The 18,687-nt window shown below is 36.4% G+C and carries 15 protein-coding genes; 8 read left to right on the top strand and 7 right to left on the bottom strand.

Annotated features, from left to right (window positions below):
* Nucleotides 1–311: 311 nt before the first annotated feature.
* Complete coding sequence (locus PZ898_RS16200) at nt 312–1,019, bottom strand: pseudouridine synthase (RefSeq protein ID WP_062673214.1); 708 nt, start codon at nt 1,017–1,019, stop codon at nt 312–314.
* 285 nt (nt 1,020–1,304) lie between these two features.
* Between PZ898_RS16200 and PZ898_RS16195 the strand changes: the two genes are divergently transcribed.
* The 3 genes from PZ898_RS16195 (at nt 1,305) to PZ898_RS16185 (ending at nt 5,426) form a co-directional block, all read left to right on the top strand.
* On the top strand, nt 1,305–2,846 hold the full coding sequence (locus PZ898_RS16195) for a glycine--tRNA ligase (RefSeq protein WP_277693762.1): 1,542 nt from the start codon (nt 1,305–1,307) through the stop codon (nt 2,844–2,846).
* Between the two features lie 108 nt (nt 2,847–2,954).
* Nucleotides 2,955–3,788, top strand: coding sequence for a hypothetical protein (locus PZ898_RS16190; protein WP_062673210.1), 834 nt, complete (start codon nt 2,955–2,957; stop codon nt 3,786–3,788).
* Nucleotides 3,789–3,896: 108 nt separating this feature from the next.
* Nucleotides 3,897–5,426 carry a hypothetical protein gene (locus tag PZ898_RS16185; RefSeq protein WP_277693761.1) on the top strand — a complete coding sequence of 510 codons (1,530 nt, stop codon included), beginning with the start codon at nt 3,897–3,899 and terminating at the stop codon, nt 5,424–5,426.
* A gap of 90 nt (nt 5,427–5,516) precedes the next feature.
* On the opposite strand, the gene PZ898_RS16180 is transcribed toward PZ898_RS16185, so the two are convergent.
* Both PZ898_RS16180 and PZ898_RS16175 read right to left on the bottom strand, forming a co-directional pair.
* Nucleotides 5,517–6,152 (bottom strand): hypothetical protein, encoded by a 636-nt coding sequence (locus PZ898_RS16180; RefSeq protein WP_062673206.1) that lies wholly within the window; start codon nt 6,150–6,152, stop codon nt 5,517–5,519.
* A 204-nt stretch (nt 6,153–6,356) separates the two neighbouring features.
* On the bottom strand, nt 6,357–7,685 hold the full coding sequence (locus PZ898_RS16175) for a M48 family metalloprotease (protein WP_120232458.1): 1,329 nt from the start codon (nt 7,683–7,685) through the stop codon (nt 6,357–6,359).
* 99 nt (nt 7,686–7,784) lie between these two features.
* Here PZ898_RS16175 and PZ898_RS16170 point away from each other — a divergent pair, with 99 nt between their 5' ends.
* Together PZ898_RS16170 and PZ898_RS16165 are read left to right on the top strand one after the other, a co-directional pair.
* Nucleotides 7,785–8,918: a serine hydrolase gene (locus tag PZ898_RS16170; RefSeq protein WP_277693760.1), complete on the top strand. Its 1,134-nt coding sequence runs from the start codon at nt 7,785–7,787 to the stop codon at nt 8,916–8,918.
* A gap of 5 nt (nt 8,919–8,923) precedes the next feature.
* Complete coding sequence (locus PZ898_RS16165; RefSeq protein WP_277693759.1) at nt 8,924–9,535, top strand: YdeI/OmpD-associated family protein; 612 nt, start codon at nt 8,924–8,926, stop codon at nt 9,533–9,535.
* Between the two features lie 21 nt (nt 9,536–9,556).
* Here the strand turns inward: PZ898_RS16165 and PZ898_RS16160 are convergent, their stop codons facing one another.
* The 3 genes from PZ898_RS16160 to dinB form a co-directional block, all read right to left on the bottom strand.
* Entirely contained in the window at nt 9,557–9,832 is a 276-nt protein-coding gene (locus PZ898_RS16160; RefSeq protein WP_062673200.1) for a hypothetical protein, read from the bottom strand.
* 87 nt (nt 9,833–9,919) lie between these two features.
* Complete coding sequence (dnaE, locus tag PZ898_RS16155) at nt 9,920–12,976, bottom strand: DNA polymerase III subunit alpha (RefSeq protein WP_277693758.1); 3,057 nt, start codon at nt 12,974–12,976, stop codon at nt 9,920–9,922.
* Nucleotides 12,977–12,994: 18 nt separating this feature from the next.
* The gene (dinB, locus tag PZ898_RS16150; protein WP_277693757.1) at nt 12,995–14,143 is read right to left on the bottom strand and encodes a DNA polymerase IV; all 1,149 of its coding nucleotides are present in this window, start codon (nt 14,141–14,143) and stop codon (nt 12,995–12,997) included.
* 61 nt (nt 14,144–14,204) lie between these two features.
* On the opposite strand from dinB, the gene PZ898_RS16145 reads away from it, so the two are divergent.
* Complete coding sequence (locus PZ898_RS16145; protein WP_120232454.1) at nt 14,205–14,993, top strand: LexA family transcriptional regulator; 789 nt, start codon at nt 14,205–14,207, stop codon at nt 14,991–14,993.
* Nucleotides 14,994–15,084: 91 nt separating this feature from the next.
* Here the strand turns inward: PZ898_RS16145 and PZ898_RS16140 are convergent, their stop codons facing one another.
* Nucleotides 15,085–16,668, bottom strand: a complete 1,584-nt coding sequence (locus PZ898_RS16140; protein WP_120232453.1) for a Na+/H+ antiporter — start codon at nt 16,666–16,668, stop codon at nt 15,085–15,087.
* A 225-nt stretch (nt 16,669–16,893) separates the two neighbouring features.
* Between PZ898_RS16140 and PZ898_RS16135 the strand changes: the two genes are divergently transcribed.
* On the top strand, nt 16,894–17,394 hold the full coding sequence (locus PZ898_RS16135; protein WP_062673190.1) for a M15 family metallopeptidase: 501 nt from the start codon (nt 16,894–16,896) through the stop codon (nt 17,392–17,394).
* Between the two features lie 190 nt (nt 17,395–17,584).
* A complete protein-coding gene (locus PZ898_RS16130) occupies nt 17,585–18,622 on the top strand; it encodes a patatin-like phospholipase family protein (protein WP_277693756.1) in 1,038 nt (345 codons plus the stop codon).
* Nucleotides 18,623–18,687 lie beyond the last annotated feature (65 nt).

The raw sequence follows: 18,687 nt of genomic DNA, 5'->3' as shown, positions 1-18,687 counted from the left end.
TACTCATTTTAAAATTAATGCTAGATTGATGTATGATATTTTATCGAAATGGCTCATCTATAGTATCTATAAACTGGAAAACAACTGTATACTCAACAACTCAGTGGGATTTTTTTAATGCGGCGACCGCAAAGAAAGATGATTATCCTGAAAACATTTTGGTTCGCAAGGGGGAACGAAGTGCTCTTGCGATCGGAAATAAAAAGCAGACATAATTAAACTTTGCGAACATTGCTTTAAAACAATGGGCACAGGGAAAAGTACTATTAAATACCTTTTGAGATACTTAGAAACACCATGCTTGTGATAAGTCAAGGTTTTAATGAAGAGTACTCACTCAGATCGAATTTCAGAATATCCCCTACTCTTTTGAACTCTTCATCTATAGTAGCATTTACTGTAATTCTTTCGTTAGAAATGGGATGATTAAAAATCAGCTGGTGTGCGTGAAGCGTCATTTTGTTGATGTCAAATGTCTGAAGCCACAACTTATTTTGTTTGTTGCAACCATGTTTCCGGCAACCTAAAATAGGATGGAGAATATGTTTAAAATGTTTTCTCAGCTGATGAAATCTTCCCGTTTCAGGAATGGCTTCTACCAAAGAATATCTCGAAGTCTGATGCTTTAGAAAAGGTAAATCTATTTCTGAAGTCTGCAAACGGCGATAGTTTGTAACGGCATTTTGCTTAACTTCATTTTCATTAACCAAGTCATAATCAATCGTTTCTTCTTCTTTTGTCCAACCCCGAAGAATGGCCAGATATTTCTTCTCTACATCGCGTGATGCAAACTGCTCGCTCATGATTCTAAGAGTATCTTTATCCAGAGTAAAAAGCAGAACCCCCGAAGTTTTCCGGTCTAACCGATGTACGGGATACACTTTTTGCCCGATCTGTTTCTTCAACTCCTGAATAGCATAGGTATCAGCTTCTCCGGCATAAAAAGATTTATGAACCAGTAATCCGCTGGGTTTGTTGATGGCAATAAGATGCTCGTCATGATAAAGAATTTCTAACATCCGGCAAAAGTAAAGATTTTTCGATTGATATTATATGCTACCATCTTTGTAAACCTAACAGGGTTAGACATTCCTTTATCAATAGCCCCGATCTGAGAGAAAATCCCGCAGCGAGGCGGCGGCGCGAAGCAGAGCCGCCGAGCAAGGAATTGCAACGGAGAGCGGGTTCCCGGCTCCTGAAAAATTAAATTGTCAATATTTGTCTCTTTATTAACTGCTTTTTTTATTGAATCTCATGATTTTGGATCCAAATTGCTATTTTTGCATTTCAGACGTAAAAAAATTATGGCAAAGCAAGAAGATGTTTTCAAGAAAGTGATTTCTCACGCTAAAGAATATGGTTTTATTTTCCCATCGAGTGAGATCTATGATGGTTTATCCGCTGTTTATGATTATGGACAGAACGGTGCCGAACTAAAAAATAATATCAAACAATATTGGTGGAAAGCTATGGTACAGCTTAACGAAAATATTGTCGGCATTGATTCGGCGATCCTTATGCACCCAACAACCTGGAAGGCATCGGGCCACGTAGACGCTTTCAACGATCCATTGATTGATAATAAAGATTCTAAGAAACGTTTCAGAGCAGACGTTTTGGTGGAAGATTATTGTGCTAAAATTGAAGATAAAGAGAATAAAGAAATCGAAAAAGCAGCGAAAAGATTCGGGGATGCTTTCGATAAGGATCAGTTTGTAGCTACCAATCCAAAAATTATTGAATACAGAGCAAAAAGAGAGGCTATTCTTTCAAGACTGGCAAAATCTCTGGAAAATGAAGACCTTGCTGATGTAAAAGCTTTGATTGAAGAGCTTGAAATTGCAGATCCTGATACAGGTTCTAAAAACTGGACTGAAGTAAGACAGTTCAACCTGATGTTCGGGACAAAGCTGGGAGCTTCTGCTGACAGTGCTATGGATCTTTATCTGAGACCTGAAACGGCTCAGGGTATTTTCGTTAACTTCTTAAACGTACAGAAAACTTCACGTCACAAGCTTCCTTTCGGTATTGCGCAGATCGGTAAAGCATTCAGAAATGAGATTGTTGCGAGACAGTTCATTTTCAGAATGCGTGAGTTCGAACAAATGGAAATGCAGTTTTTCGTAGCTCCGGGAACAGAACTCGAATTCTACGAACAGTGGAAGCAGAAACGTCTGAACTGGCACAGAGCTTTAGGTCTGGGGAATGAGAACTACAGATTCCACGATCATGAAAAGCTTGCTCACTATGCGAATGCTGCCGCTGATATTGAGTTTAACTTCCCATTCGGATTTAAAGAGCTGGAAGGTATTCACTCAAGAACAGATTTCGACTTAAAAGCGCATGAAGAATTCTCAGGAAGAAAACTTCAGTTCTTTGATCCTGAGAGAAACGAAAACTATGTTCCTTATGTAGTGGAAACTTCTGTAGGTTTAGACAGATTATTCCTTTCCATATTCTCTCATTGTTTAAGAGATGAAACGTTAGAAGACGGTTCAGAAAGAACAGTTTTATCGTTACCTCCGGCATTGGCACCCATTAAAGCAGCTATTCTTCCATTGATGAAGAGAGATGGTTTAGCAGAATATGCAGAAAAGATTTTCAATGATCTGAAATATGATTTCAATCTGTTCTACGAAGAGAAAGATGCGATCGGAAAACGTTACAGAAGACAGGATGCCATTGGTACTCCATACTGTATCACTGTGGATCACGATTCTCTTACAGATCACACGGTAACCATCAGAGACAGAGATACGATGCAGCAGGAAAGAGTTCCTGTTTCAGAGCTGAGAAGAATCATTGATGAAAAAACGAACTTCAGAAATTTACTTTCTCAATTATAGTTTAAAAGCCCTGTTTTTTCAGGGCTTTTTTATTTTTCATACATTCCGGAACAACCTACCACAAAAATGATTATTTTTAGCGGACTAAAAACTAAACTAATAATAACCATGAAAAAACTGATGTTTTCATCACTTGCTGTGGCATTGCTCTCAAGTTGTGTTTCTAATGATAATCCGGCCGACCACAGAGACAACAGCAATAATTCTCAGAACAATAATAACGGGCCTTTTCATCTCTTAAAAAAAGCAACAGACGTCAACCCGGGTGGTCAGCCCTATGTGGTGGAATTCAAATATAATGGAGATAAACTTGTAGAAACATATAATGCACTGGATGATGATCGAGTTGTTTATACTTACAGTGGAGATTATATTGCTAAAACAGAAGAGTTCATTGGTGGCGCTCTGGTTCTGATGAGAGAATTCACCTATTCTAATGGAAGGCTTTCAACGGAGAAAATTACTGATAAAGAACAGGGAACGCTTACCTATACCAAAATCTATCAGTATCTCAGTGATACCCATGTTCAGTTTGATGAGTATAAAAGCGGAACTTATAATCCTGCAACAGGAACATATTCCAATCTTGTATTTGCACAGGTGGATGTTAATTTAACCAATGCCGGAAATGTGGCTTCAGCTAAATATACTTATAACGGAGTTACCTACAATATCACCAATACTTATGACACTTTCAATAGCCCTATGAAAGGGATTAAAGGTTTTGTTAAGATCAATTTATTTGACGTGAGTGATGGTCAAATAGGTTATAATAATTTATTGAATCAAACCGAGAGTTATTCCGGTTCATCTAACGGAACCAACAAAATTACAGCCGTTTACACGCTTAACGGAGATAACTATCCTACCAAAGCCGTTACCACTTATGAAAGCTCGGGTTATGGAACAAGCACTCATAACTGGCTTTACGAATACTATTAGTAATTGTTCTGCCTTTTTAGATCATAAGCTTTGGAAATATTTCCAGGGCTTTTTTATTTTTCGCAACATATGGGTTAATTTATTACTTTTATCGCTCAAATTTTAACCATGAAAAAAATAACGCTGATGATGTTTGGACTGATCCAGACATTTACATTTTCTCAAACTCAGGACCTGACAACTCTCGCTGCAGGTGATCACGTGGGAATGAATGCTCTATTCGATGATAAAGACAATCTTTACGGCTACGTTTCTCTATACTCTTACGGTAAATCCGGTGATAAGACCAAGAAGTTTGAGTATGTTATCCTCGATAAAAACCTCAACCCTGTTGCCAATAAAGAGTTTGAAGGAGATATTACGGCTGCTTCTTATTTGGGATATGTTGATTTTAAAGGTCAGATTATTTTAAAGCCTTCCATGATGGATTATTCTCTTGTGAAGAGCAAAGAAGTCTTTACTCCGGTTTCTATGGTAATCGATCCGAAAACCAACTCTATTACCCGAAAAATATATTATGATTATCTGGAAAACGGTACTTTCAAAGAGATCAACGAACCGAAGAGCTGGAAGGAACAACGTAAGGAAAACCGTGATGAGAAAAAAGAGAAAGGCTACAACTACGTTTCTGCGGTAGGAGAACTGAAAGAAGGTGGTTATTTTGCTGTTGAATACAAAGATTATGGGAAGTATGAAAACAGCAACAGCCTCATGAGGTTTGATGACAACAAAAAGGAAATCTGGAGATACAAATACAACACTGACGGAAGTAAAAAATTGTACACGACTTTATCCGTTCTGGAAAGAGACGAAAATTATATGTACTGTATCCTGAAGAAAGTGAATGACAAACAGAAGACATTCAATCTGATGGTTCTTGACATGAAAACCGGAAAAGAAACATCCAACAAACCGATTACCGGATTATCTGATGATACAATAGACAATATTGAATCATTCTACTCCAACTACAGAAAGCTTGATAATGATAAAACTTTTGATGATAAAATAGTTCTGCTGGGAAGAAACTATGATGATTCAGAATCAGTAGGATTTGCAAGAATGATCCTCAACAAATCTGATTTTTCGGTAGATATGAAAGCGATCAATTATGAACCCAATATTTCTGCTTTTCTTCCCAAGGTCAACAAATATGGAATGGTAGAAAGCGGTTATATGCTTCAGACCAAAGATATGTACTTTATGAACGATGGAAGTGTGGGTATTTTATGCGAAAAATATAAACCGGCAGGGCAATACAACGCTCCAAAGACTACAGATCTTGTGTATATCTACACAGATAAAGATTTCAAAGTGAAAAATGTTCAGGTTTTTGAAAAGGAAAAATCAAAATGGGTCAACAGTGATTATCTCTTCTCACAATACCTCAACGGCGGAAAAGACGTAGTGTTTTTCTATCGTGACTATCAAAAAGACGAAGTAACCAGGCAGAAAAGATGGAATTTGTTTATCAATACCATTATTGATGGAAAATTCAAACAGGAGATTATTCCGATCTCTGAAAAAGATAATTATGCAGTAACGCCATACGTTGGAAAAGAAGGCTACATTCTGCTTCGGGAGTATAATGAAAAAGAAAAGTTTAACAAGATCCGTCTGGAGAAATTAAATTATTAATACAAAAAGAACCCTGACTAAACATCAGGGTTTTTCTTTGACTTTTGAATACAGCACTAATAATATTTCCTTTACTCTAAATTCTTTTATTTAAAATTCGGTTTTAATTTTATCTAGGTAGGTATAATCTTCTTTAACCTTTGCTACATAAGGATCTCTTCCTTCTGGCCTGTTCAGAAAATTTGAGTGGAAAACCTCCGTTTTTGAGTTGAAAACAATTTGGGATGCAAGCGTTTCCGATAACGGTGCATATTCCGTAGAATTCAAGGTTAATAATGTATTATATAGAAGGCAATATCCAGGATACTTTGTATTGACCAATTCCTGAGCATATTGTGCTATTAATTTAGCTTGATCTGTAGTGGGTGCAGTATTTTGAATACCCAGTAAATCTTTTTTCGCAAATAATATATAAATCAGATATTGTTTTGAAGCCGTACTTAAATCTGCACTATAAAGTGCATTGATGGTTTTCCAGTCAACTTTGGGGTCATTCATCTTATGGGCAAGATCATTTTCAACATTGAAAACCATAAAATCTGTATGAGCATCAAGATAAGGCAATTGCTGCGTATACTCTTTTCCGGCTGTCTTTCCAGATGAATTGTTGTTATTTAAAATGGATGATTTGGATAATACTTTATCATTTTCTGTTGTACCTTCTTCTTTAGAACAACTTGTTACAACTGAAGATAAAACTATGATAGTTAAAATGAATTTTTTCATGGTATTTTACTTTATTATTAAAAATTTATTTTTTTTATTATTTCATGGGAATCAATTTACTTCAGTATTTACAATAGGGTTTGAACTCCGATCTTTTGGAATATTCCATTTATATCGCCGCCATAATCACCAGAAAACACGTAATAACTTGCTGTATTTAAGGTTTAACAGCTAAAACTGTAATTAGTTTTTTAATCTGCTTAATCAATCTATTTTAGCGATTGTCTCATTCGTCTGATAAAAATCTGCTATATTCTTTATTTCATCAAGGCTTAAGTTCCACATAAAGTTCAGAAACTGCTGATAACTTTCACTTTGATTTTTAGGTTCTATTCTATCCAGATACCGGTTCAGATTATAATTTTTTCTTGCTTCATATATTTTGGTAAAGCATCTTCCCAACCAGCTTTTATAGTATTTTTCCTCCTCTTCATCCTGTAAAAACTGCATGGCAGCATAGATTCCCAGTCCATAATCTTCCGAATGGAAATAATTGGGTAAAATCTCCATCCTTGCAGTTTTTCTTAATGTTAAAAACAGATCTGAGGGTTTTTCCGGACTAACAGGAGTTTTAAGCTCTGTAAATGTCTTTTTAAGCACTTCTAATCTTCTGGAAACTTCAGGATGAGAAGCAAGAGAGTCTTTGTTCAGCTTTTCTTTATAGAAATTATAATTGTACAGAGAGAAATCTTCCTTCTTCATCCATTTTTCATTGAATGCCTGCTTGGGAAGATTAAATAGTTTTTTATATGTTTCTACCTTCAACTCTCTTGGTGAAATGGTATCAAAATCCTGCAATCTCTGAAGAGCATTGATGAATTCTGCTTTCTTGAAATCACTGTTTTTAAAAATAACATATCCCAAAGAATCTGCCTGCATTTCGCTTTGCCTTCTTTCTACTCCTTTCTTGTAGGCTGTATTTTTAAAAATATCGAAAGCCTTTTGGTTCTGGTCCTGACTTCTGCTTGTTGTAGTAGATTTTATGTTCTGCACCACCACTTTATCCTGTTTATCCTGTTCGATAATTTTCAAAAAAGTCTTCAGGGAATGCTCCTCGATTTTATGTCCCAGCTCATGGGCAATCACCGCGGCAATCTGTTCCTCATTATTCAGCCAGCTGTAAAGCCCCATGTTGATGACAAAGGTTCCATCAGCAAGACAATAAGCATTGGGTGTGTTGTCTTTTGCAATCAGAATTTTCAGGTCCTGAGGAATTGTAGGATTATTCTTTTTAAGACGTAGAATCATAGACTGTATACTGGTTTCAAATTCAGATTTAAAGATAAAATCCTTATTCTTCACCTGCTTTTCAAAATCAGTTCCGAATTCTTTATAAATTTTGGATAATTCAGAACCTGTTTTTCCGGAATATTGGGACTTTAATCTCTTTACAGTGGCTTCATTATTTCCTTCAAAACTCTTTAAAAACGCTTTTCTCTGTATATAATCTGCGGTATCTATTGGTTTATAAATCTGGGCTATTCCCATAATTGAAAATAGGAAGTACCCCAATACAAAAAGTTTTCTGGTCATAGTTTTCTTCAATAAGAACAAAAATAACTTATTTGCTGATTCATTTTAAATTTTATAACCAAATTATTCTAAATTTGTTAAAGACCCATTCGTGAAAAAATGAGAATACTAAAGTATATGATAGGTGGAGCTGTAGCAGGTGCAGCAGCGGCTTATTTTTTGGGATATGATTATTTATTTAGTGGTATTTCCAAAACCTACCTTAAAGGAAAATCAAGTGCATACATCGACGACGGAGATCTTTTCCCCAGCAACCCTATTGCGACGGAAGAGCCCAGGCTATGGGAAGAAGATCCTGACTACAACAAAAAAGATTTACCTAAATACTTAGTTGAAAACTTAAAACACTCCAGAACAGCAGCTTTGGTAGTGATAAGAAACGGAAAAATTCTTCATGAACAATACTGGGAAGGCTATAACCAGCTATCCCAAACCAATTCTTTTTCTATGGCAAAAGCAGTGACTGTGATGCTTTTGGGTAAAGCACTGGAAGAAGGAATTATTCCATCTATTGATGAAAAGTTTTCAGATTTTTATTCTGAATTTAAAAACAAACCCTTTGGAAATAAGGTTACCCTTAAAAATTTAGCTCAAATGGAAGCCGGACTGGACTGGAATGAAGACTACAACAATCCTTTTCTGCCCAATGCTAAAGCCTATTATGGAAAAAGCCTTGTAAAAGCTGTATTCACAAGAAAATTCAAAGAAGAACCAGGAGTCAGATTTGAATATCAAAGCGGTTCTACACAACTTCTTGGTTTTGCTCTTCGAAAAGCACTGGATAAACCATTGGCAAATTATTTATCAGAAAAGTTCTGGGCTCCTTTGGGAATGGAGCAAAATGCTAAATGGACTACAGATAATCATGGTATGGAAAAAGCCTATTGCTGTATTCATTCCAATGCAAGAGATTTTGCCAAACTTGGACAGCTTTTTCTGGATGATGGAAAAGCGGGAGACCTGCAAATCCTCAATCAAGATTTCATTGAACAGATGAGAACTCCTACTGAAAAGTCTGAAAACATTTATGGAATGGGACTTTGGATTAATCATGACAACCCCATCAAACATTATTATTTCCTGGGATTACAGGGTCAATATATCATTATGGTTCCGGAGCACAATATGGTTATTGTAAAAACCGGAAGCTATTCCAACAACCCTAAAAATGACAGAGGAAGACCTGATCAGGTAAAATTTCTTGTTAATGAAATTGTACAATTATTCCAATAAAAACGATGGAGAAATACAGTCCCAAAATTGATGCCTATATTGAAAAATCACAGGATTTTGCGAAACCTATCCTGCATTATATCCGTGAAACCGTTCATGAATTCTGCCCTGATGCTAAAGAAACCATGAAGTGGAGCTTTCCCCATTTTATCTATAAAGGGAAAAATCTTTGTGCTATGGCTTCTTTCAAACAGCACTGTACTTTTGGGTTCTGGCTGGAAAAAGAAATGAAAACCATGCAGGAGATCACTCAGAATATTGAGAAAAACTCGATGTTCAGTTTAGGAAAAATTACGCAGGTCGGAGATCTTCCTTCCAAACCACAGCTGAAAAAAGCAATTAAAGAAGCGATGGAGCTTACTGATATGGGCGTTACCATGAAAAAAGCGGCTCCTTCCAAAACAGAAATGGAAATTCCTGATTATTTTCAGAATGCATTAAATGCCAATCAGAAAGCTCTTGACCTATTTTTAAAGGCTTCTCCGTCCTTTAGAAAAGAATATATTACATGGATTGCAGAAGCTAAAACAGAAACTACCCGAAATAAAAGAATGGATCAGGCTCTGGAATGGATTGCTGAAGGTAAAGGAAGAAACTGGAAGTATGAAAGGAAATAAATACACCCAATTAAGAAAAAATTATTTCAAAAAATATAGAAGATCATTAATAAGTTCATGGTATGATCTCTTGTACTCTGATTTCAATATTATTCCTGTTTCAAATTCCTCCATAATCACATCATAGCCATTGGTTTTAGAATAGTCATATGCAGAAATATAGATGAGAACATTCCCCTTCTTCATTCCTACAGCCATAGTATCTGCATCCCAGTAATCTACAAATTCATATCCGGAAAAACCTTCCAGAGATAGTTTTTCTAATAAATTATTGATATCAGTACATTTATTTTCCATTCGGCAAGAAATCGTGAAAAGGGAAAAATAAGCAGAATTTTTGAATTAAAATAACATCAATGAAATCTAAAGTTAATATAAAAAATACTATTTTACTATCCGATGTCTGGGCAGTCCAATCTCATGGGCCTGTGGATAAGGCTTCCTATGAGTCATGCTTACATCTTCCTTAATCTGTTGATGGATATCATATTGTCTTTCTTTATTATAAGAGTACCGCGGATCAGGAATCATCGGCATTTTGGCCATTTTATGGATAGTAATTGTGGGAAAATGATAATCTACTTCTACTGTTCCCAAAAGTAAATAGCATCCTCCTCCCTGAAAACCATATTGTTTCAGACTGTCCGGAAAATGTGCGGTATCAAAATAATCTCCATTTGCATCAATCCACGTCCCGAAATACATTTCTCCTTTCTTCGTTGGGACATGTTTTCTGGCAATCAGATAAGCCAACATTTTCACTTGCTTTTTATGAAATTTCAATAAATCTTTTACAAACACAGAGCCTCTATATTGGGTCTGTAACAAGTCGAAGGGGCTACATGAAACAGGAAAGCCAATGAGTTCAATTTCGTCAAAAGCATCTTCAAACTGTTCTCTTTTTAACTGCGGAAGTTTAAACTCATGAACGGGTTCTTCAATCAGCATAAGCCCTCTTTGTTCCGGTTTAAAATTGACCAATAACAGCCTGGCTTCCACCAGCAATTCATTTTTAGGTTTCCCCGTAAACCTGAATGCTCCAATAAAAATTAATATCTGTATTGTTTCAATACCAATGGGAATTCGTCTGATAAAATCTTCCAGAGATTTGTAATCTCCATTTCTTTCGCGTTCTTCCACAATTCCGTGGGCAATTCTTGTTTCTAATCCTTCCAAAAGCATTAATCCCAAAAAGATATCTTTCCCTTTTAACGTAGTCTGGAATTCACTTGAATTCACACAAGGAACCTGAACGTTTCCACCTGACATTTTTGCTTCATGTATATAGACTTCGGTGCGGTAAAATCCTCCCTGATTATTAATCACAGAAACCATAAACTCCAATGGATAATATACCTTCAGATAAAGACTTTGGTAGCTTTCCACCGCATATGAAGCTGAATGTGCTTTACAGAAAGAATACCCTGCAAAAGACTCAATCTGACGAAAAGCCTCAGCAGTAAGCGCTTCAGAATGCCCCTGCTCTTGACAGGATTTAAAGAAGTTGGCCTTTACTTCATTCAATTTTTCAATTGATCGCTCTTTTCCACTCATCGCACGACGCAGAATATCACCGTCAGCATGAGTAAGTCCTCCGAAATATTGTGCAATTTTAATTACATCTTCCTGATATACCATAATGCCATACGTTTCTTTTAGATTTTCCTCAAAAACAGAATGAAAATATTCAAACTGATCCGGATGATTATGCCTGAAAATGTATTCCCGCATCATACCACTTTGTGCTACTCCAGGTCTGATAATAGAAGAAGCAGCAACGAGGATTCTGTAATTGTCACATTGTAATCTTCTTAAAAGCCCACGCATGGCGGGAGATTCTATGTAAAAGCAGCCGATCGTTTTTCCTATGGCCAGATATTCATTGGCTTTTTCTTCATCTTTGGAAATGCTTGTATCACGGATATCAACATCAATTCCTCTTGTTTTTTTAATAAGATCTACGGTATCCTTTATTGTTCCCAGACCTCTTTGAGACAGAATATCAAATTTCTCTAATTTAACATCTTCTGCCACATTCATATCAAATTGAACAATTGGAAATCCCTTCGGTGGCATTTCAAGGGCAGAATAGTTTGTAATAGGTTCTTCCGAGATTAAAATTCCGCAGGCGTGCATACTCCTTTGATTGGGAAACCTTTCCATCAGCCTGACATATTTATGGATCGTTTGTACGACAGAATTCGTTTCGTGAACTTCCATTGGCTTTTTCGTCAGTTCATCCAACTCATCTTTAGGCAATCCAAAAGCTTTCCCGACCTCTCTGAATCTCGATTTGTATTTGAATTCAACGTTTGTTCCACAAAAAGCAACGTGATCTTTCCCATATCTGTTAAAAATATATTCCAGGATTACATCCCTGTTCTGCCAGCTCCAGTCGATATCAAAATCTGGAGGACTTTTCCTGTTAAGGTTGAGAAATCTTTCAAAATAAAGGTCAAGCTCCAAAGGACATATATCTGTAATACCGATACAATAACTGACAATGGAGTTAGCTCCGCTTCCACGTCCTACATGCATAAACCCCATTCTGTTACTGTATCGTACAATATCCCAGGTAATGAGGAAATAAGAACAGAAGTTGAGTTCATCAATTACTTTCAGTTCTTTTTCCACTCTTATTTTTGCTATTTCATGATCTTTACCATAACGCTTTTCAAGTCCTAAATAGGCTAACCTTTTTAAAAGTTTAACGTCAGATTCTTTGGACTTAGTATAGTATTGTTTGTTCTTAACTTTTTCAAAATCAAATTCAAAACTGCAGGCTTCCAGCAAATTTCTGGTATTCTTTATCATCTCAGGATACCTTTGAAAAGTACTGATGATTAAATTTTCGGATTTAAAATATTCCGATTTCCCACAAACATCCTGTTCATTCAGTTTCGACAACAGGGTATTTTTGTCAATAGCCCTTAATATTTTATGAAGATTATATTCTTTTTTAGTGCTGAATGTAACCGGATGAAGAACCACCATTTTCGGAACCAACCTTTTAAATTCAGGACGGATCAATAAGTTCAGTTCTTCTTCCCGGATTCCAATAAACTCATTTTCTTTTAGCTTTGAAGGAATGTTATCTATCGGATAAACAATAAAAACATTTTTAAATACAGGAGCTGCTTCAGAAAGTTCACCTCCATAACAATTATGATCTGTCAATATTTTATTAACTTCACCAATCCCGGAGAACTCTTTTGCCACAGCAATATAAAGCAGCCTGTCTTCTTTTCTGACCTCAATTCCGGCAATAGGTTTAATGCCTGCCTTTTCACATTCTTTCTTAAAATCATAAATAGCAGTAATCGTATTGATATCTGTTAATGCCAACTCTTTAATACCCAAAGAATGTGCCTGCCGTACCAATTCTTCTACCGATAAGGTACCGTAACGAAGACTGTGGAAAGAATGACAATTCAGAAACATGATCAAAAGTTTTATATATTATTTTCCAAAATCAAAACCGGATGCCCTGCCAACTGCATCAACACCAAACCGGTTCTTCAGATAATCCATTGTCTGGTATAGGCTCATCTGTTCTTCTGTATCTTCAAACAGATTCATCTGATGGTTGCCATGCACGAGTCCGGTAAACCGTAATCCTACCAATCTCAGTCTCATTCTTCTTGTATATACCTGGTTGAATAGTTCCAATGCCACTCTTGAAAGTGTATGGTCAGCTGAAGTATAAGCTACTTTATACTGTTTAGTTTCCGTATCGAAATTGGCATATCGGATTTTTACTACCACAGTTGAAGTAAGCCATTTTTCTTGTCTCAGTTGATAAGCCAATTGCTCTGCCATTCCCGATATCAGCCGTTTTAATTCTATAATATCCATAGTATCGTTGGTAAAGGTTCTCTCGGTTGAGATAGACTTTCTTTCAGAATAAGGAACCACAGGATTCTCATCAATTCCATTGGCTTTTTTCCAAAGTTCTTTTCCGTTGAGTCCGATCATTTGCTGCAGAACAAGTACCGGCATTTCAGATAAGGTATGAATGGTCCGGATTCCGATTCTTGATAACAACTGGAAAGTCTTTTCACCTACCATTGGAATTTTTTTGATGGATAAAGGATTTAAAAATGGCTGTACTTCCAGTTCCTTGATTTCCATTCTCCCTAAAGGTTTAGCTTCTCCCGTACCAATTTTTGAAACGGTCTTATTCGTTGACAGTGCAAAGCTTATAGGAAGGCCTGTCTCTTTAGTAACAGTTTCAGCAATTTCTTTGGTCCATTGATAGCAGCCAAAAAACTTATCCATCCCTGATAAGTCCAAATAAAATTCATCAATACTTGCTTTCTCCATCACCGGAACTTTTCCCTGTATAATTTCGGTTACAGTATGAGATAAATTTGAATACATTTCATAATCACCCCGGATTACTTTTGCATCAGGACAAAGTCTCAGTGCCATACGAATAGGCATTGCAGAGCGAACCCCAAATTTTCTGGCTTCATAAGAACATGAGGCTACCACTCCACGGTCTCCACCTCCTATGATGAGAGGAATACCCTGAAGCTGCGAGTTATTACGTCTCTCGCAGGACACAAAAAATGTATCCAAATCCATATGTACAATTGCACGATTCACGTTACAAATTTAGTTACGTTTTTAAACAAAATTCGTATTTTTGTTGTTACAATTTATAACAATGTCAATTTTTTCAGACAACATACGCTTTTTAAGAGGCAAGAGAGAAAAAACTCAACAGGAGTTAGCGAATACTTTGAAACTCACCCGTTCCAGATACGTTTCTTATGAAGATGGCAGATCAGAGCCGCCTATCGAAATATTAATCAAAATCTCTAAGTTTTTCAATCTTAGTATTGACCTTCTTGTATCTGTTGACATCCGGAAGTATCCGCTGGAGGATATTCTGAAGCTTCCCGACAATCGAATTGTCTTACCTGTTATTGTGGATCAACTAGGAAATAACAGTATAGAAATCGTTCCGCAAAAAGCATCAATGGGTTATTTATCCGGCTACAGTGATCCGGAATATATTGAAAGTCTGCAAAGAATCTCACTTCCTTTTTTAACCAATGGAAAGTACCGTGCCTTTCCGGCCCAGGGAGATTCAATGCCGCCTTTTAAAGATGGCTCTTATATTATCGGGAAATATGTTGAAAATATTGATGATCTGAAACCGAATAAAAGTTATGTTTTTGTGACTTTGAATGATGGCATTTCTTATAAACGATTCATATCTGGAAACAAAAAATCAATAACTGTTGCTGCCGATAATTCATTTTACCAACCTTATGATATTCCATTGGGAGAAGTTGTAGAAATATGGCAATATGCATCAGGAATTTTTCCTGAAGATTTTGATTCAACCAATTTTGAAAATTATAATCTTAAAGATATGTTTTCAGAATTGAGAAATACTATTACGGAATTAGAAAATAAAGTGTTTATTATAAAAAATCAAACAATGTAGTTGATTCTTAATGAATAAAATTTCATAATACGACATATTTTGTCGCATTAGCGCTGTAATTTTGTTTTCAAAAAACAAATTATGATATAGATTAAATCATTCTTAACCGTTCTTCCTCAAGGTCGAGCTGATAGAGCTGATGGCGGATAATTTCTTCATTAACGGAAATATCTTTATTCAATTCTGAAAGAAACTGTCTCTGGCTTTCCAGCATTTCAAAAAAAATATCTTTGGTCTTTTCATTCATCCATTCAGTATTATTGGCCTGGATTTTTTCCTCCCATTGTTTGAGCATTCTTTCTAATCCTGCATGGCTGTTCAGTTCATTTTCATGCTTATTTTTAAGAAAATGATAAACATGCTGTTTCAGTTGATGTTTTATTTCTTCCCTTGCCTTTTTATCTTTCTCTTCATCTGTAAAATCATCAAATACATGTCCATATTTGATGAAGTATGGCAAGGTAAGTCCTTGTACGAGTAATGTAAGAAGAATCACCACGAAAGTAATGAAAAGGATAAGGTTTCTGTTGGGAAAAGGAAGTCCGTTTTCAAGGGTAATCGGAATGGCAAGTGCAGCAGCCAGTGAAACAACTCCTCTCATTCCGGTCCATCCAAGCATCAAAGGCATCAACAGGCGTCTTCTTGCCGAAGAAGCACGGGGAGCGACACTTGGCCGGAAAATCAATGTAGCCAGCATGGCGGCATAAGAACTTATGATTCTGGCGGCAATCAGAACACTGGTCACCAACACTCCATATTGGATAGCAATTCTCAAAGGAATTCCTTCTGACCGCAACCCTCCAACAATTTCAGGAAGCTCGAGCCCGATGATTAAGAAGACGATACCATTCAGAATAAATACAAAACTCTGCCATACACTATAGCCCATAATTCGGCTGGTACTGTTGAGAAATATCAATCGTTTGCCTGACATATACAAACCTCCGCAAACCACAGCTAAAACTCCGGAAGCATGAAACTGTTCTGCTATCCAATACATCAGATAAGGTTCAATAATCGTTAAAGCAATATCCGAAGAAGCTTCTGTAGGGAGTCTTTTGTGAACCTGTACAAAGATCCATGCTAAGAGTAAGCCAATTCCGGCACCTCCGATGATCATCCATACAAAGTCTAATGAGGCTTCCTGCCATATAAATTGTCCGGTTCCTACAGCAATCAAAGCAAAACGGAATATAATTAATGAAGAAGCATCATTCAATAAACTTTCTCCTTCCAGAATAGCAGAAGTAGTGGACGGGATTTTTACAAATTTCATGATCGCTCCTGTACTTACTGCATCAGGTGGAGATACGATACCTCCCAGCAAAAACCCGAGAGCAAGTGTAAATCCGGGAATAAAATAATTGGCAGTCACTGCCACTGCCAGTGCCGTAAAAAAGACCACTAAAAAAGCAAAGCTTCCGATAATACGCCACCATCGTTTCATTTCTTTAAAGGAAATAGACCACGCAGCTTCAAATAAAAGAGGAGGTAAAAATATAAAAAAGATAAGATCCGGATTGATCTTTACAACCGGAAGACCTGGTACAAAACTAACAAGCAGCCCGAATACAACGAGCAAAACAGGATAAGCAATTTTTAATTTTGTAGCCCACATATTGAGCAGCACAATGGCAGCCACCATGGCTAATAAAAAAGGTAGGATCGTATGCATTTACTATTGTGTTTTATCCATCATATTTACTACTTCTATTTGATTTTTAAAAATTTAAAAGCAATTTTTTCTCATTTTTTGGATGTACAGATGAGCTACTTGTTGCTAAATCTCTTTTCATATTATGTTTTTTATCTAAGGTTGAATATTATAAAAATTTAAATAAAACACGTCAAGTTTCGTCGCCTCTGCGCTATACTTTTGTCTTATAACAAAATAAAAAATATGGACAAAGTAACCTTAGAAAGGATTCAGAAACTTCACCCGTTGGTAAGAGATGAAGTGAAGCAGATTATACAGGAATGTGATGAAGCTCTTACCGGAAGGGCTAAGATACGAATCACTCAGGGATTAAGATCTTTTGAAGAGCAGGAAAAGCTTTATGCCATCGGAAGAATTACTTCAGGAAAAAAGGTAACCAATGCGAAGGCAGGGCAAAGCATCCACAATTATGGACTTGCCGTAGATATCTGCCTGATGATCGACGGGAAAACAGCAAGTTGGGATACCGCAAAGGACTGGGATAATGACAAAGTTGCAGATTGGTACGAATGTGTGAAAATTTTTGCCCGTCACGGCTGGGACTGGGGTGGAAACTGGAAAACATTTAAAGACCTTCCCCACTTCGAAAAAAAGAATATTCCCTCTAAAAAAGGTCCTGTAAAAACCAGTTGGAGAACGCTCTTGAAGATGCCAAAAGACCAACAGAATTACGTTATTTTTTAGTATCATTTATTTGAAATTAAATATAATACGACACGTTCTGTCGCCTCCTCAAGCTACCTTTGCTTTATAAGAAAACAACAAAAAAGCAATGAAACCTCAATATGGAATCTCAACATTTTCTGACCAGTCAATAAGGTTCTGTAGATTTAAGATTGCATGTGTCCTTTTAACAAACCATTAAAAATATCACATGAAAAAGACAACCATTCTTTCTTTGGACGGAGGTGGAATAAGGGGAATTGTAACCTGCATTATTCTGCGTTACATAGAAGAACAGCTCCAGTATTATGATAAGCCTTCCGCCAAGCTGGGAGATTATTTTGATCTGGTAGCTGGCAGCAGCACCGGAGGTCTGATTGCTTCTATTATTCTCTCTCCTGATGAAACCCGAAAAGCAAAATATTCTATTCAGAAAGGATTGGAATTATATGCTGAAAAGGGCGGCGACATCTTCCAGGTTTCCTTTTGGGAAAAACTGGTTAATCCATTCGGATTATTGAATGAAAAAATTTCCCAGGAAGCTCTGGAAAAAAATTTACATGATTTCTTTGGAAATTTAGAATTAAAAGAATTAATAAAACCATGTTTAATAACAAGTTATGACATAGAGAACAGAAGGGCAAAACTTTTCAACTCGTGGAAAGCCAACCTCAGCACAGATAATTTCTATGTAAGAGATATCTGCAGAGCAACTTCAGCGGCTCCTACGTATTTTAGCCCTGTTCAGATTAAATCCATGTATGGCCAGATTTTCAGTTTGATTGATGGAGGAATGTTTGCTAATAATCCCGCGCTTTGTGCTTATGCCGAAGCAAGGAAGATTCCTTTCGCAGAAGTTTTAAAAAACCATCAGAAAGCTAATCACCCAAGCGTAAACGACATGATCATTGTCTCTATAGGAACAGGAATTGAAGCAAGAACTTATTCTTTTAAAAGATTGGAAAAGGCTGGAAAAATTGGCTGGGTAAGCCCAATCGTCGACATTTTGATGTCTGCCAACGCAGAAACAGTGGATTATCAGCTGGAACAAATGTTTCAGACGCTGGGACTTAGAAATCAAAAAAACTATTACCGATTGAATCCTTCACTGAAAAATGCTTCTCCCGCAATGGATAATGTAAGAAGATCCAATATCGAAAATCTGATACAAGCCGGATTGAGCTATATTGATGATCACAGAGAAACTTTGAACCAGATTGTTCAGAAACTCATCAAAAATAAAATATAAGCTTTTTACCTTATAACAGTATCATATAAGCTATTAAGATTATATTTAAAAATTAAAAAATCTTT

Origin of the sequence: Chryseobacterium sp. WX, assembly GCF_029542485.1 — a bacterium.
GTDB classification, from domain to species: domain Bacteria; phylum Bacteroidota; class Bacteroidia; order Flavobacteriales; family Weeksellaceae; genus Chryseobacterium; species Chryseobacterium cucumeris.
The sequence above is the reverse complement of the archived record's forward strand: the minus strand, read 5'-3'. Positions and strand labels throughout refer to the sequence as shown.